The sequence below is a fragment of the Xanthomonas graminis pv. graminis genome (assembly GCF_030168915.1).
Classification (GTDB): domain Bacteria; phylum Pseudomonadota; class Gammaproteobacteria; order Xanthomonadales; family Xanthomonadaceae; genus Xanthomonas_A; species Xanthomonas_A translucens.
The window spans coordinates 2393059-2410389 of the sequence record NZ_CP076255.1; the positions used below are offsets into that span (position 1 = coordinate 2393059).

General features: G+C 67.9%; 1 pseudogene (only partly in view). It reads right to left on the reverse strand.

Going from position 1 to position 17331, the window contains the following annotated elements:
* Positions 1 to 17331, reverse strand: a pseudogene (locus tag KHF85_RS10385) (non-ribosomal peptide synthase/polyketide synthase) (its annotated part continues 1680 nt past the right edge of the window); the annotation flags it as partial.

The following is a 17331-nucleotide window of genomic DNA, read 5'->3' on the forward strand; positions in this document are numbered from 1 at the left end:
TACGTCCAACTGCCAGCCAAGCCGGCGCAGGCGTTCGATCAGTTTGATCGCCAGCAGCGAGTGGCCGCCGAGGGCGAAGAAGTCGTCGTTGCGGCCGATCTGCTCGACGCCGAGCAGCTCGCTCCATAGCGTGGCCAGGACGTGTTCGAGGTCGCCCTGCGGGGCGACATAGGCGTGCAGATCGAGTGCCTGAGCGTCGGGTGCCGGCAGGGCGGCGCGATCGAGCTTGCCATTGGGTGTCAGCGGCAGCGCCTCCAACTGCACGTAAGCGGCCGGCAGCATGTGCTCGGGCAGACGCGCGGCGAGTTGTCTGCGTAGCGTTGCCGGTTCCAGTGCTGACCTGTCGCCGACGAGATAGGCGACCAGGCGTTTTTCTGCGGCGTCGCCGTGCGCGACGACCACGGTTTCCTGCACGCCAGCGCAGCCGCGCAAGGCCGCTTCGATCTCGCCCGGTTCGATGCGAAAGCCGCGGATCTTGACTTGATCGTCGTTGCGGCCGAGGAACTCCAGCAGCCCGTCGTCGCGCCAGCGCGCTAGGTCGCCGGTGCGGTACATGCGCTCGCCGGCGTGCTTGGCGAACGGATCGGGGACGAAGCGCTCGGCGGTCAGGCCGGGGCGGTGCAGATAGCCCTGGGCGAGCTGCGCGCCGGCGAGATGCAGTTCGCCGGCCACGCCGATCGGAACCGGCTGACCGTGGCGATCGAGCACATAGGCACGGCTGCCCGGCAACGGCCGGCCGAGCGGGATCCGCGCCGCGTCTGCGGCCACTGTCGCGACCGGGTGGACCACGCTGAAGGTGGTGGTTTCGGTCGGGCCATAACAATGCAGCAGCCGTTGCGGTGCGGCCTGGGACAGGATCGCGGCGACGCTGCCGGCATCGACGCTGTCGCCGCCGGTGAGCAGGCAACGCAGCGTCGGCAGGACTGTGCGCAAGGCTTGCCAGTAGCCAGGCAACAGCCCGGCGGTCAGATGCAGGATACTGACCTCGCTGGCGGTCAGGTACTGCGCCAGTGCAGTCGGGTCGAGCAGGGTCTGCTGGTCGACGACGACGATGGCCGCGCCATGCAGCAGCGTGGCCCACACTTCGAACGTGCTGGCATCGAAGGCAGGATTGGCGAGGAAGGCGACGCGGTCCTGCGGCTGCAACGGTGCATGCTGCTGGCTGAGTGCGAAGGCCAGCACGGCTGCATGCGACACGGCCACGCCTTTCGGGGTGCCGGTGGAACCGGAGGTGTAGACGACATAGGCGACGCTGCCGGGCGTGACGTCGACGTTCGGTGCGTCGGCCTCGCCAACGAGCGCGGCCCAGTCCAGCTCCAGACGTGGCATGGACACTGCATCGAGCGGGCTGTCGGCGTTGCACAGCAGCGCGGCGGCTGCGCAGTCGTGCAGCAGTGCGCGCAAGCGCGCTTGCGGCTGCGTCTGGTCCAGGGCGACATAGGCGGCGCCGCACATCAGCACCGCCAGTTCGGCCACGATCAACAGTGCCGAGCGCGGCAGCAGCAGCGCCACGCAGGCACCCGGCGTGACGCCCGAGGCGAGCAGCCGTTGGGCCAGAACGGTGGCCCGCGCCTGCAGCTCGGAGTAGCTTACGACCAACTCGCCGTCGATCAGTGCCGGTGCCTGCGGGGTGCGCTGGACCTGTGCGTGCAGAGCTTGGTTCAGGGTCGCGACCGGCGTCGGGATGGACTCGTTGGCGTTGAAGGCATGCAGCAGCTGGACGCGTTGGTCTGTGGGCAGCCAGGGCAACTGGGCCACAGGGACGCTGTCTTGCGTGCTCATGCCCTGAAGCAGATGCACGAAGCAGGCGAGGACGCGCTGCACGGTGCTGCGTTCGAACAATGCGCTGGCATAGCCGATCGCGCCGACGATGGCCGAGTGTCGCTCTTCGAGCGTCAGTTCCAGATCGAACTTGCGCACCGCCAGCTTCTGCTGCACTGGCTGCAGCGCCAGTCCAGGCAGGGCGACGTCGCGGTCGGGCATGTTCTGCCAGGCGAACATGACCTGGAACACCGGATGGTGGGCCAGGCTGCGCACAGGGTTGAGCGCTTCGATGACTTGCTCAAAGGGCAGATCCTGATGCGCTTGCGCGGCCAGCACCGTGGCCCGAACCTGGGCCAGCAGGTCCGCAAGCGACGGATTGGCGCGCAGGTCGATGCACAGCGCCTGGGTGTTGACGAACAGACCGATCAGCGGTTCGACCTCGCTGCGATGGCGATTGGCCACCGGGGTGCCGATGACCACCTGGTCCTGGCCGGACAGGCGCGCCAGCAACACGCCCCAGGCCGCAAGTACGGTCATGAACACGCTGGTGCCGTGGCGCTGGCTCACGGTCTTCAGCGCCGCGCTCAGTTCCGCATCCACGGCAAATTCCAGCGTATCGCCGCAGTGGTCCGGCAGTGCCGGACGGGGGCGATCGGTCGGCAGTTCCAACAGTGCCGGGGCGTCTTGCAAGTGCTCGATCCAGAAGTCGCGCTGGCGTTGCAACACCTCGCCGCTGATCCAGCGGCGTTGCCACACGGCGATATCGGCGTACTGCAGTTGCAGCGGCGGCAAGGGATCGGGCAGGCCTTGCGCGAAGGCGGTGTAGAGGGTGCTCAGTTCGCGCACCAGCAATGCCATGGACCAGCCATCGGCGATCAGGTGATGCAGGGTGATCAACAGCAGATGGTCGTCGTCGGCCAGACGCAGCAAGCGGCCGCGTGCCAAGGTGTCGTGGGCCGGATTGAAGACAGTCAGCGTTTCTTCTTCGGCCTGGCGTTGGGCCTGTGCTTCTGGATCGGGATAAGCGCTGAGGTCGTATTCGGACAGCCGGAAGCCGACGCTGTCGGCGTCGATGCGTTGCACCGGCTCGTCGTTGTGCAGGACGATACGGGTGCGCAAGGTTTCGTGACGGGCGACGATGCGATCCAGCGCCTGGCGTAGGGCGTGGCGATCGAGCGGGCCGTGCAGACGCAGGCCGTTAGGCATCAGGTAGGCCAGGTCGGCCTGGGCGTCGAGCTGGGCCAGGAACCAAAGACGGTGTTGGGCGAAGGATAGTGGCAGTGGTTGGGCGCGGTCGGCTGGCACGATGGCCGGCAGCGTGCTGGTCGCGGCGTGTGCCAGTGCCTGAGCCAGATCGGCCAGGCAAGGTTGGGCGAACAGCGCCGCCAACGGCAACTCCAGTCCTAGCGCGCTGCGGATGCGCGAGATCAGTTGCACGCCGAGCAGCGAGTGCCCGCCCAAGGCGAAGAAGCTGTCGTGGCGACCGACGCGTTCGACGCCGAGCAACTCGCTCCACAGCGTGGCCAGCAGCCGTTCCAGCTCGCTTTCCGGCGCCGCGTAGGCTTGCATTGCGAGCGCGTCGGCATCGGGTGCCGGCAGGGCACCGCGATCGAGCTTGCCGTTGGCGGTCAGCGGCAGCGTATCGAGCTGCACATAGGCGGCCGGCAGCATGTAGTCGGGCAGGCGCGCGCCGAGCTGGGTACGCAACGCGTCGGCGTTGAGCGTGATTTCGGTGTCGCCGACCAGATAGGCGACCAGGCGCGTGTCGCCGGTGTTGTCGTCGCGCACGACGACCGCGGCCTGGCGCACGCCGTCGCAGCCGCGCAAGGCGGCCTGGATCTCGCCCAGTTCGATCCGGAAGCCGCGCAGTTTGACCTGCTCGTCGTTGCGGCCGAGATACTCGAGGCTGCCGTCGGCACGCCAACGCGCCAGGTCGCCGGTCTTGTACATGCGCTCGCCAGGTCGCTCGGCGAACGGATCGGGGACGAAGCGCTCGGCGGTCAGTCCGGGACGGCCCAGATAGCCACGCGCCAGGCCGGCGCCGGCCACGTGCAGTTCGCCGGCCGCGCCGATCGGCAGGCACTGGCCGTCGCTTGCCAGCACATAGGCGCGCAGGTCGGCCAGCGGCACGCCGATCGGGCTGTGGCCGGGGCGTTGCGCATCCTGCGCAGTCAGTGCATGGGCGGTGACATGCACCGTGGTTTCGGTGATGCCGTACATGTTGAGCAGGGCGGTGCGCTGACCATGCTGGGCGAACCAGGGCGCCAGGGTGGCCGGTTGCAGCGCTTCGCCGCCGAAGATCACCATCCGCAGGCTGTGCTGCACAGGGCTCTTCCGTTGCGCATCGAGCAGCGCCTGGAAGGCGCTAGGGGTCTGATTGAGCACGCTGACGCGTTGCTGGCAGAGCAGGGCATGGAACGCGGCCGGATCGCGTGCGATGTGCTGTGGCACCACGACCAGGCGTCCGCCGTGGGCCAGCGCGCCCCACAGTTCCCAGACCGAGAAATCGAAGGCGCAGGAGTGGAACAGGGTCCAGACATCCTCGGCGGTGGGTGCGACGCAGGTGCGGGTGGCGTGCAGCAGGCGCACGACCTGGGCATGGGCAACCACCACGCCCTTGGGCGTGCCGGTGGAACCGGAGGTGTAGATGACGTAGGCCGGGTGGTGCGGCAGCACGTCGGTGCGCTGCGGCGCGTGGGCCGGTTGCTGCGCCCAGGCGTCGGCCCCAGCATCCAGCCACACGGTGGCGATGCGGGCGTCGGTGGGCAGCGCGGCAGCCAGTTCGCGATGGGCAAGCAGTAGGCGCGGCTGCGCATCGTCGAGCATGAAGGCCAGCCGCTGCGCAGGGTAGGCCGGGTCCATCGGCAGGTAGGCGGCGCCTGACTTGAGCACGGCCAGGATGGCCACGACCAGGTCGATGCCGCGCTGCAGGAACAGCGCCACGCGGTCTTCCGGACCGCTGCCTTGGGCGATCAGATGATGGGCGAGCTGGTTGGCACGGGCGTTGAGCTCGGCATAGCTGAGCGCGACGTCGTCGTGCACCACGGCGATGGCGTGCGGGGCCTGCGCGACCTGCTGTTCAAACAGGCTGTGCAGGCAGGCATCGTCGGCGAACACGCGCTGCGTCTGCGCCAGCGTCTGCAGCCATTGCTGGCGCTCGGGCGCGCTCAGCAGCGGCAGCCGATCGACGCGTGCGCTGTCGTCGGCGACCATGCCACGCAGCAGCGTCACGAACTGGGCCAGGTGGCGTTCGATGGTGCTGTGATCGAACAATGCAGTGGCATACGTGAGCTGGCCGACGATGCGCGCGTCCTGTGTTTGCAGCGTCAGTTGCAGGTCGAATTTTGCGCTGGCGTCGCCGAGTTCGAGCGGGCGAACACGTAGCTCAGGCAGATCCAGCGATGCATCCAGTTGCTCCTGCCAGGCCAGCATCGCCTGGAACACGGGGTGATACGCCAGGCTGCGCTGCGGATTGAGGGCTTCGATGACGTGTTCGAACGGCAGGTCCTGATGGTCCTGGGCTGCCAGGGCGGTGGTGCGTACCTGCGCCAGCAACTCGGCGGCCGAGGGGTTGCCACGCAGGTCGATGCGCAGTGCCTGGGTGTTGACGAACAGGCCGATCAGCGGCTCCAGCTCGCTACGGGTGCGGTTGGCGATCGGGCTACCGATGACGACCTGATCCTGATTGGACAGGCGCGCCAGCACGACGCCCCATGCCGCCAGCACGGTCATGAACAAGGTGGTGCGGTGACGCGCGCTCAGCATTTTCAGCGCGGCGGTCATGTCCGCGTCGATCGCAACCTGGATCGACGCGCCACGGTAGTCATGGATGGCCGGCCGTTGTCGATCGGTCGGCAAGGCCAGTTGTGTCGGCGCGCCCTCCAGGTGCGCCTGCCAAAAGGCGCGTTGCCGCTGCAACCTGTCGGTGTCGATCCATTGCCGTTGCCAGGCAGCGACATCGGCGTAGTGGAGGGCGAGCGGCGCCAACGGGTCCGGACGTCCTTGGGCGAACGCGGTGTACAGGGCGCCCAATTCTTCGACCAGGATGCGCATGGACCAACCGTCGGCGACGAGATGGTGCAGGGTGAGCAACAAGACGTGTTCGTGCTCGGCCAGGCGCAGCAGCCGGCCGCGGATCAGCGATTCGTCCGCCAGATCGAAGGCCCGTGATGCTTCCAGCTGCGCGTGTTCGCGCAGCGCAGCGTCGGGATCGGGCTGTTGCGATAGATCGTGGTAGTCCAGCGCGACGGCGCAGGCGGGCAGAATGTGTTGCACAGGCTTGCCGTCGCCGCTGCTGAAACGCGTGCGCAGCGCCTCGTGGCGGGCGACGATGCGGTCCAGCGCCCGTTGCAGCGCATCCGGCCGCAACCTGCCGTGCAGGCGCAGGCCCACATCGATGAGGTAGGCGAGACCGGCAGCGGGGTCGAGCTGACTCAGGAACCACAGGCGTTGCTGTGCGAAGGACAAGGGCAGCGGCCGGGTACGCGGGGCCGGCACGATCGGCGGCAGCGCGCTGGGTTGCGCGCACGCCACGCGCGCGGCCAGTGCGGCCAGCTGCGGCTGCGCGAACAGGTCGGCCAGGACGACTTCCACGCCGAGTTGCTTGCGAATCCGCGAGCACAGCCGCACCGCCAGCAACGAGTGTCCGCCCAAGGCGAAGAAGCTGTCGTGGCGACCGACCTGGTCGACGCCGAGCAGCTCGCTCCACAGCGCGGCCAGCAGCAGTTCCAGCTCGCCTTCCGGCGCCGCGTAGGCCTGCACGGCAAACGCGTCGGCATCCGGCGCCGGCAGGGCACGGCGATCGAGCTTGCCGTTGGCGGTCAGCGGCAGGGCATCGAGCTGCACGTAGGCGGCCGGCAACATGTACTCGGGCAGACGGGCGCCGAGTTGGGTGCGTAATGCGTCGGCATTGAGGACGACCTCAGTATCGCCGACCAGATAGGCGACAAGGCGCGTGTCGCCGGGGTTGTCCTCGCGGGCGACGACCGCGGCTTGGTGTATGCCGTCGCAGCCGCGCAAGGCGGCCTGGATTTCGCCCAGTTCGATGCGGAAGCCGCGCAGCTTGACCTGATCATCGTTGCGGCCCAGATATTCCAAGCTGCCGTCGGCCTGCCAACGCGCCAGGTCGCCTGTGCGGTACATGCGCTCCCCGGGCTGCTCGGCAAACGGGGCGGGCACGAAGCGTTCGGCGGTCAGTCCCGGACGGCCCAGATAGCCGCGCGCCAGACCGGCGCCGGCCACATGCAGTTCGCCGGCCACGCCGATCGGCAGGCACTGGCCGTCGCTTGCCAGCACATAGGCGCGTAGATCGGCCAGCGGCACGCCGATCGGGCTGTGCCCGGGGCGCTGCGCATCGTCCGCAGTGAGCGCATGCGCGGTGACATGCACCGTGGTCTCGGTGATGCCGTACATGTTGATCAGCGCGGTGCGCTGGCCGTGCTGAGCGAACCACGGCGCCAGAGTGGCCGGTTGCAGCGCTTCGCCGCCGAAGATCACCAGGCGCAGGTTGTGCTGCAAGTCGCTGTGTCGCTGCGCATCGAGCAGCGCCTGGAAGGCGCTGGGGGTCTGATTGAGCACGCTGACGCGTTGCTGGCAGAGCAGGGCATGGAACGCGGCCGGATCGCGCGCGGTGTGCTGCGGCACCACGACCAGGCGGCCGCCGTGGGCCAGGGCGCCCCACAGCTCCCAGACCGAGAAGTCGAAGGCGCAGGAGTGGAACAGGGTCCAGACGTCCTCGGCGGTGGGTGCGATGCAGGCGCGGGTGGCGTGCAGCAGGCGCACGACCTGGGCATGGGCCACGACTACGCCCTTGGGGGTGCCGGTGGAGCCGGAGGTGTAGATAACGTAGGCCGGATGTTGCGGCAGCAGATCCGTGCGCTGGGGCGAATGGGTCGGCTGCTGTGCCCAGCTTTCGGAATCGGCGTCCAGCAGCACCGTGGCGATGCTGGATTCATTGGGTAGGTTGGCCGCCAGCGCACGATGAGTGAGCAGCAGGCGTGGCTGCGCATCGTCAAGCATGAAGGCCAGCCGCTGCGCGGGGTAGGCTGCGTCCATGGGCAGATAGGCGGCGCCGGCCTTGAGCACGGCCAACAGCGCCACGACCAGATCGATGCCGCGCTCCAGGTACAACGCCACATAATCTTCCGGACCGCTGCCTTGGGCGATCAGATGATGGGCGAGCTGGTTGGCACGGGCGTCCAGGTCGGCATAGCTGAGCGCGAGGTCGTCGTGTACCACGGCGATGGCGTGGGGCGCCTGCGCGACCTGCTGTTCAAACAGGCTGTGCAGGCAGGCATCGTCGGCGAACACGCGCTGCGTCTGCGCCAGCGTCTGCAGCCATTGCTGGCGCTCGGGCGCGCTCAGCAGCGGCAGTCGGTCGACGCGGGCGCTGTCGTCGGCGACCATGCCACGCAGCAGCGTCACGAACTGGGCCAGGTGGCGTTCGATGGTGCTGTGATCGAACAATGCAGTGGCATACGTGAGCTGGCCGGCAATGCGCTCGTCCTGCGCTTGCAAGGTCAATTGCAGATCGAACTTGGCGGTGGTGTTGCCCTGTTCCAGCACCCGACTGTCCAGTCCTGGTAGATCCAGCGCGACTTCCGCGTTGTTTTGCCAGACCAGCATGGCCTGGAAGACAGGGTGATGGCCGAGATGACGCGCTGGGTTGAGCGCTTCGATGACCTGCTCGAACGGAAGGTCCTGATGGTCTTGCGCGGCCAGGGCGGTACTGCGCACCTGGGCCAGCAGCTCGGCGACCGAGGGGGCGGCGCGCAGGTCGATGCGCAGTGCCTGGGTGTTGACGAAGAAGCCGATCAGCGTTTCGAGTTCGCTGCGGGTACGGTTGGCGACCGGCGTACCGATGACAAACTCGTCCCGTCCGGACAGGCGTGCCAGCAGCGCCGCCCAGCCGGCCAGCACGGTCATAAAAACGGTGCTGCCGTGACGCTGGCTTAAGGCGCGCAAGGCGCTGGTGAGTTCGGCATCGAGGGCGATCTCGATGCTGTCGCCGCGGTAATCCTGCAGCGCCGGACGCGGGCGATCGGTGGGCAGTTCCAGCAGCGCCGGGGCGCCGTGCAGGTGTTCGCGCCAGAAGCTGAGCTGACGCTGCAGCAGCGGGCCTTCCAGCCAGCGACGCTGCCACAGGGCGTAGTCGGCGTACTGAATCGGCAGCGGCGGTAACGGATCGGGCTGGCCCAGAGCGAAGGCGGCATACAGGATGCTGAGTTCGCGCACCAGCAGGCCCATGGACCAGCCATCGGTGACGATGTGATGCATCGTGACCAGCAGGCGATGTTCGTGCTCGGCCAGACGCAGCAGACGGCCGCGAATCAGCGGGCCGTGTGTTAGATCGAAAGGCGTGTTGGTCTCAAGCTCGGCATGGCGTTGAGCGTCGGCATGCGGATCTGCTGCCTGGCGCAGATCGACACATTCCAGCGCAAAGCCGATCTCCGGCGCTGCGATCACCTGGGTGGCACGATCGTCGGCGGCGACAAAACTGGTGCGCAGGGCTTCATGCCGGGCCACGATCCGGTCCAGCGCCTGCTGTAGCGCGGGCAGGTTCAGTGCGCCGTGCAGATCCACGCCACCGGGCATCAGGTAGGCCAAGCTGGCACGGTCGTCGAGTTGATCCAGAAACCACAAGCGCTGCTGGGCAAAGGACAGCGGCAGCGATGCGCTGCGGTCTGCCGGCACGATGGCCGGCAAAGTGCTGGCGGCAGCAGTGTCCAGGGCTTGGGCCAACTCAGCCAGGCGCGGCTGGGCGAACAGTGTCGCCAGCGGCAGTTCCAGGCCGAGCGTGCTGCGGATGCGCGAGATCAGGCGCACGCCGAGCAGCGAGTGGCCGCCGAGGGCGAAGAAGCTGTCGTGGCGGCCGACCTGTTGGACCCCGAGCAGCTCGCTCCATAGCTGTGCCAGGGTCTGTTCCAGCGCACCTTCCGGCGGCGTGTAGGCTTGCACGGCGAGCGCATCGGCGTCCGGTGCCGGCAGGGCGCGGCGATCCAGCTTGCCGTTGGCAGTGAGTGGCAGTGCGTCCACGTGCACATAGGCGGTCGGCAGCATCACCTCGGGCAGGCGTGCGGCCAACTGGGTGCGCAGGGTGTCGGCGCTGAGCTGCTCGGCGTCGCCAACCAGATAAGCGACCAGGCGCGGCTCGCCGGGGGGGTCCTCGCGCAGCACTACAGCGGCATCGTCCACGCCGGCACAAGCACGCAGGGCGGCGGCGATTTCGCCCAGTTCAATCCGGAAGCCGCGCAGCTTGACCTGGTCGTCGTTGCGACCCAGATAGTCCAGGGCGCCGTCGGCACGCCAGCACGCCAGGTCACCCGTGCGATACATGCGCTGGCCTGGCTGGTCGGCGAACGGATCGGGGACGAAGCGTTCGGCGGTCAGATCAGGCCTGCCCAGGTAGCCGCGCGCCAGCTGTGGCCCGGCGATATGCAGGTGCCCGGCGACGCCGATCGGTGCCAGTTGACCGTGCGCGTCGAGCACGTGGATGCGCAGATGCGCGATGGGCTGACCAATCGGCACGCGGCCGCTGGGGTCCAGTGCGTCTTCGCGGGTGGTGTCGTGGACCACGCAGCCGACCGCGGTTTCGGTAGGGCCGTATTCGTTGATCAGGCGCGTGTGCGGTGCGAGGGCCTGCCAGCGGGCGAGGGTGGCCGCAGGCAAGGCTTCGCCGCCGATGACCATGACCGCTGGGCTGAGCGGTCCTTCATGCTCAGCCAACTGCTGGCCGAGCACTTCCAGATGCGCCGGGGTGAGTTTGACCAGGCCCAGCGGGGTCGGATTGCACAGTCGCTGGCGCAGGGCGTCCAAGGTGTCGTGCTCAGGCAGCAGCTCGACCCGTGCGCCGCACAGCAGCGGCGCGAGCAGGCTGGTCAGCGTGGCATCGAAGGCCAGCGAGGAAGACACCACCGCGCTGGGGAACGGACGATAGGTGTCAATGACCCATTGCAGGTAATGCGCAGCGCCAGCATGAGTGAGCAGGGTGCCCTTAGGCTGGCCGGTGGAGCCGGAGGTGTAGATGATATAGGCCAGGTTGTCCGGGCATAGGCCGGGGACAGTCGGTGCGCCGGGATCGTTAAGATCGGTGTGTGCGTCCGTATCCAAGGTCAGCACGCTGACGCTTTGCATGGCACTGCCGATGGACTGGAGCGGCTCGCGCAGTTCGCCACAGGTCAGCACCACGCGCGGGCGGCTGTCGGCGAGCAGGAAGGCCAGGCGTTCGCTGGGCAACTCCGGATCCAACGGCAGATAGGCTGCGCCGGCCTTGAGGACGGCGAGCAGGGCCACGACTTGATCGATCCCACGCGGCAGATACAGCCCGATGCGGCTCTCCGCTCCAACGCCCAAAGTGGAGAGGCGATGGGCCAGCTGATTGGCCTGCGCTTCGAGGACGGCGTAGCTGAGTTGAACGTCGGCTTCCAAAAGAGCCACGGCATCGGGAGTGCGCCGCACCTGGTCTTCAAACAGGTGGTGGATGCACTGCGCCTGATCTAGCGCAGCGGTCTCGGTAGTGGTGAAACGCTGCAGCTGTGCGCGTTCGTCGACAGGCAGCAGCGGCAGCTGCGCGATGGGCAGCTGCTCATCGGCGGCCATGCCGGCCAGCAGCTGGACGAACTGGGCCAGATGGCGCTCGATGGTAGGTCGGTCAAACAGCGCGCTGGCATAGCTCAGGCTACCGACGATGCGGTCCCCAACTTCGCCCAGGAACAGCTCCAGATCGAACTTGGCATCGGCCAATGGCGACTGGAAAGGCTGCAGTTCGATGCCCGGCAAGCTCAGCTCCGCATCGGGGAAGTTCTGCCAGGTCAGCACCACCTGGAACACCGGTTGGGCGGACAAGCTGCGGGGGGGATTGAGCGCTTCGATCACTTGCTCGAAGGGCAGGTCCTGATGGTCCTGCGCAGCCAATGCAGTGCTGCGCACCTGCGCCAGCAGCTCGGCGACCGAGGGGTTGGCACGTAGATCGATGCGCAGCGCCTGGGCGTTGACGAAGAAGCCGATCAGCGCTTCGAGTTCGCTGCGGGTGCGGTTGGCCACCGGCGCGCCGATCACGACTTCATCCTGGCCAGACAGGCGCGACAACAGCACTGACCAGGCCGCCAGCACGGTCATGAAGACGGTGCTGCCGTGACGCTGGCTCAAGCCGCGCAAGGCGCTGGTGAGTTCGGCATCGAGGGCGATCTCGATGCTGTCGCCGCGGTAATCCTGCAGCGCCGGACGCGGGCGATCGGTGGGCAGTTCCAGCAGCGCCGGGGCGCCGTGCAGGTGTTCGCGCCAGAAACTCAGCTGGCGTTGCAGCAGCGGCGCATCAAGCCAGCGGCGCTGCCACTGGGCGTAATCGGCGTATTGGATCGGCAGCGGCGGCAACGGATCGGGCTGGCCCAAAGCGAAGGCGGCATACAGGATGCTGAGTTCGCGCACCAGCAGGCCCATGGACCAGCCATCGGTGACGATGTGATGCATCGTGACCAGCAGGCGATGTTCGTGCTCGGCCAGACGCAGCAAGCGGCCGCGAATCAGCGGGCCATGTGCCAGATCGAAAGGCGTGCTGGTCTCAAGCGCGGCATGGCGTTGAGCGTCGGCGTGTGGGTCTGCTGCCTGGCGCAGATCCACACACGCCAGGGCAAAGCCGATGTCCGGCGCTGCGATCCGCTGGATAGCGCCATCGTCGGCCGCGACAAAGTGAGTCCGCAGCGCTTCATGCCGGGCCACAATCCGGTCCAGCGCCTGCTGTAGCGCGGGCAGGTTCAGTGCGCCGTGCAGATTCACACCGCCGGCTAGCAGATAGGCCTGTGCGGCACGGGCGTCGAACTGGGCCAGGAACCACAGCCGTTGCTGGGCGAAGGACAGCGGCAACGGTGCGCTGCGGTCGGCCGGCACGATGGCCGGCAGCGTGCTGGCGGCGACGTTGTCCAGGGCCTGGGCTAGATCGGCCAGGCGCGGCTGGGCGAACAGCGTGGCCAAGGGCAGTTCCAGCCCAAGCGAGGTGCGAATCCGCGAGATCAGTCGCACGGCCAACAGCGAATGTCCACCCAGGGCGAAGAAGCTGTCGTGGCGACCGACGCGTTCGACGCCGAGCAGTTCGTGCCACAACGCGGCCAGCAGGATTTCGCGTTCGCCTTCGGGAGCCACGTAGGCCTGAGTGGCGAGCGCGTCGGCATCGGGTGCGGGCAGGGCGCGGCGATCGAGCTTGCCGTTGGCGTTCAGCGGCAGCGCATCGAGCGGCACATAGGCCGCAGGCAGCATGTAGTCGGGCAGACGGGCGCTGAGCAGGTTGCGTCGTGCCTCCGCGTTGAGGGCGACATCGTTGTCGCAGACCAGATAGGCGATCAGGCGCTTGTCGCCGTTGTCCTCGCGCACGACCACCGCCGCCTGGCGCACGCCATCACAGGCGCGCAAGGCCGCTTCGATCTCGCTCAGTTCGATGCGGAAGCCGCGGATCTTGACCTGCGTGTCGTTGCGGCCGAGATACTCCAGCACGCCCTCGGCGCGCCAGCGGGCCAGGTCGCCAGTCTTGTACATGCGCTGGCCGGGGCTGCTGGCAAACGGATCGGGCACGAAGCATTCGGCGGTCAGATCCGGGCGGCCCAGATAACCACGTGCCAGCGCCGCGCCGGCCAGATGCAGTTCACCGCGTGCGCCGATGGGCAGCGGCTGAGCGTGGCGATCCAGCACATGGGCCTGGGTGTGCGGCAGCGGACGCCCGATCCCGGCTGGGGTACCGGCGCCGATGGCCTGGACGGTAGCCACCACGATGGCTTCGGTCGGGCCGTAGGTGTCCAGCAGCGCCGTGCGCGTGCCCTGGATCCAGGTCTTGCGCATGGCGTCGGTGAGCGCCTCACCTCCGATGATCACCTGGCGCACGCAGTCAGGAATCTGCAGCGACTGGGTGCACAGCTGGGCCCAGAAGCGGGTGGGCAGATCCACCACGGTGATCCCAGCCTGCGCGCAGTGCTGCCAGAACCGGTCGGTCTCCAGCCAGTGATCATCGCGCAGCACCAGGGTGGCGCCGCTGCACAGGGCACCGAAGAGTTCTTCAACCGAGGCATCGAAGGCCAGCGTGGCAAATTGCAGCACGCGCTCCTGCGGACCCAGACCATAGGTGTCGATCAAGGCATGCAAGCGGGTGACCAGACCCTGGTGGGAGACCATCACGCCCTTGGGCCGGCCGCTGGAGCCGGAGGTGTAGATCACATAGGCCAGCTGTTGCCGATGCTGATTGGGTACCACCGGCAGGTGGTCCGGATAGGCCGCAGCGGCCGCCTGCTCGGTGGCGATGGCCAGCACCGGGATGGTTTGATCGGCAGCCAATCCTACGCGGTCAGCGTCCTGCACGATCACCAGGGTGGGCTTTGCGTCCGCCAGCACCCCGGCCAAGCGCTCACGCGGTTGGCCGGGCTCAAGCGGCAGATACGCGGCGCCGGCCTTGAGCACGGCGAGCACCGCCACGATCTGGGCGATGCCGCGTTCAAGGCATAGCGCCACGCAGCGCTCTGGCCGCGCGCCCAGCGCGATCAAGCGATGCGCCAGCTGGTTGGCCTGCTGGTCCAGCTGCTGGTAACTGAGTGCGCTCTGGCCGCATACCAGGGCGATGGCCTCAGGCGTGTCGGCCACCTGCTGGGCGAACCATTGGTGCAGGCAGCGCGTGTCGGTCGCGGCGGTGTCGCGGTGATTGAAGCGCTGCAGCTGCTGGCCCTGGCTGGGCGAGAGCAGCGCCAGCCGTGTCACCGGTGCCTGGTCGTCGCTGGCCATGGCCTGGAGCAGCATGCCCAGGCTGTCCAGCTGCTGCTGGATCGTGCCCGAGTCAAATAGCGCGGTGGCAAAGCGCAGGCTGCCGACGATGCACGGCCCGTCCAGATGCAGATCCAGATCCAGATCGTACTTGGCATCGTGGGCCGGCCCGAGCGTGACTTGGCTGTCCAGCGCGGCCAGCGCCAGACTCACCTGAGGCGTGTTCTGCCAGGTGAACATGACCTGGAAGACTGGATGATGGGCCAGGCTGCGTACCGGGTTGAGGGCTTCGATGAGCTGCTCGAAGGGCAGGTCCTGATGCTCCTGTGCGGCCAGCGCGGTAGTGCGGACCTGGGCCAGCAATGCAGCGACCGAGAGATGCCCGCGCAGGTCGATGTGCAGGGCCTGGGTGTTGACGAACAGGCCGATCAGCGACTCGGTTTCGGCCCGGGTGCGCTGTGCAATCGGAGTGCCGATCACCACGTGATCCTGTCCGGCCAGACGCGCCAGCAGCACGCCCCAGGCGGCCAGCACGGTCATGAACAGCGTGGTGCCGTGGCGCTGGCTCAGGGCGGTCAAGGCCTGGGTCAGTGCCGCGTCCAAGAGTACCGGCAGCGCGGCGCCGGCGTAGTCCTGTTCGGCCGGGCGCGGTCGGTCGGTGGGCAGCTCCAGCAGCGCCGGGGCACCCTCCAGGTGTTCGCGCCAGAAGGCCAGCTGGCGTTGCAGCAGCGGGCCTTCGATCCAGCGACGTTGCCACACGGTGTAGTCGGCGTACTGGATCGGCAGCGGCGGCAGCGGATCGGGCTGACCTTGGGAAAAAGCGCTGTAGAGCGCGCCAAGTTCGTGCAGCAAGACGCCGATGGACCAGCCGTCGGCGATCAGATGGTGCAGGGTGATCAGCAGGCGATGTTCGTGCTCGGCCAGGCGCAGCAAGCGGCAACGGATCAGCGGGCCATGTGCCAGATCGAACGCGGTGCTGGCTTCACGTTCGGCATGGCATTGGGCTTCGTCATGCGGATGCGGTGCGTGTCGAAGGTCAATGATGTCCAGGGCAAAGGCGATCTGCGGCGATGCGATGCGCTGGGTGGCGCCGTCATCGCCTTCGACAAAACAAGTGCGCAGGGCTTCATGCCGGGCCACGATGGCGTTCAATGCCTGCTGCAGCGCGGCCAGGTTGAGTGTGCCGTGCAGGCGCACGCTGCCAGGCATCAGATAGGCCACGTCGGCACGCGGATCGAACTGGGCCAGGAACCACAGCCGCTGCTGGGCAAAGGACAGCGGCAGCGGGCCGGTGCGCGGCAGCGGCACGATGGCCGGCAGTTTGCTGGCCGTCGCGTGGTCCAGAGCCTGGGCCAGCTCGGCCAGGCGCGGCTGGGCAAACACCGCAGCCAACGGCAGTTCCAGGCCCAGCGCGCTGCGGATGCGCGAGAGCAGCTGCACCCCGAGCAGCGAATGGCCGCCCAGAGCAAAGAAGCTATCGTGGCGGCCGATCCGTTCGACCCCGAGCAGCTCGCTCCACAGCGCGGCGAGGAGGACTTCGCGTTCGCCCTGCGGGGCCACATAGGTCTGCACGTCCAGGGCACTGGCATCGGGTGCCGGCAGAGCGCCTCGGTCCAGCTTGCCGTGGCTGGTGGTGGGGATGGCGTGCAGCACGACATACGCCGTTGGGACCATGTACTCGGGCAAGCCGGCGGCGAGCCGATCACGCAGCGGCTCAACGCTCAGGCCATCGCCGACCAGATAGGCGACCAGACGCTTGTCGTCAGGGCGATCCTCGCGCAGCAGCACCGCTGCATCGCGCACGCCCGGGCAAGCCTGCAATGCCGCTTCGATCTCGCCCGGCTCGATCCGGAAGCCGCGCAGCTTGACCTGATCGTCGTTGCGGCCAAGAAACTCGACGCTGCCCTCGGCACGCCAACGGGCCAGATCGCCGGTCCGATACATGCGCTGGCCGGGTTGAGCGGCAAACGGATCGGGAACGAAGCGTTCGGCGGTCAACGCCGGACGGTGCAGGTAGCCGCGTGCAACCTGCACGCCGGCGATGAACAACTCGCCGATGGCGCCAATTGGCAGCGGCTGGCGCTGCGCATCCAGCACATACAGCGGCGTGCGCGGCAGCGCGGTGCCAATCGGCGGCAGCAGCGGCCAGCGCTCGGTGTCGGCCGGCAACAGCTGGGCCGAGGCGACGTGGGTCTCGGTGGGGCCGTAGTAGTTATGCAGGCGGCAGGCCGGACGCGCGGCAAAGAAGGCGCGGATCGCCGGGGTGATGCGCAGCTGTTCGCCCGCGGTGAGCACCTGCCACAGCGGACAGTCCAGCGCATCGAGCGCCGGATCGGCCAGCACCATCTCGGCCAGCGACTGCAGGGCGATGTAGGACATGTACAGGCGTTGGATGCGCTGGGCGCAGATGTAGCGGTACAGGGCATGCGCGTCGCGGCGTTGTGCATCGTCGATCAGCGCCAGGCAGCCTCCGCTGCCCAGGGTGCTGAAGATTTCCTGGAAACTGACATCAAAACCCAGCGCACAAAACTGCAGGGTGCGCAGCGCCTGCAGCCCGGCCGCAGCGCAGTGCTCGGCTTCCCAGTGGAGCAAATTGAGCAGCGGGCCATGCGGCATCACCACGCCCTTGGGCTGACCGGTGGAGCCAGAGGTATAGATGACGTAGGCGGCCTGCAGCGGCGAGCTGGCGCGTGCCGGTGCGGTGGCCGGCAACGACTGCCACGCTGGCTGTGGGGCGTCGGCGAAGACCACAACCAGGTCGGCAGGCAAGGCCAGTGCGTCGACGCAGGCCGGCGTGGTCAGCAGGACACACGCCCGGCAGTCCTGCAGCAT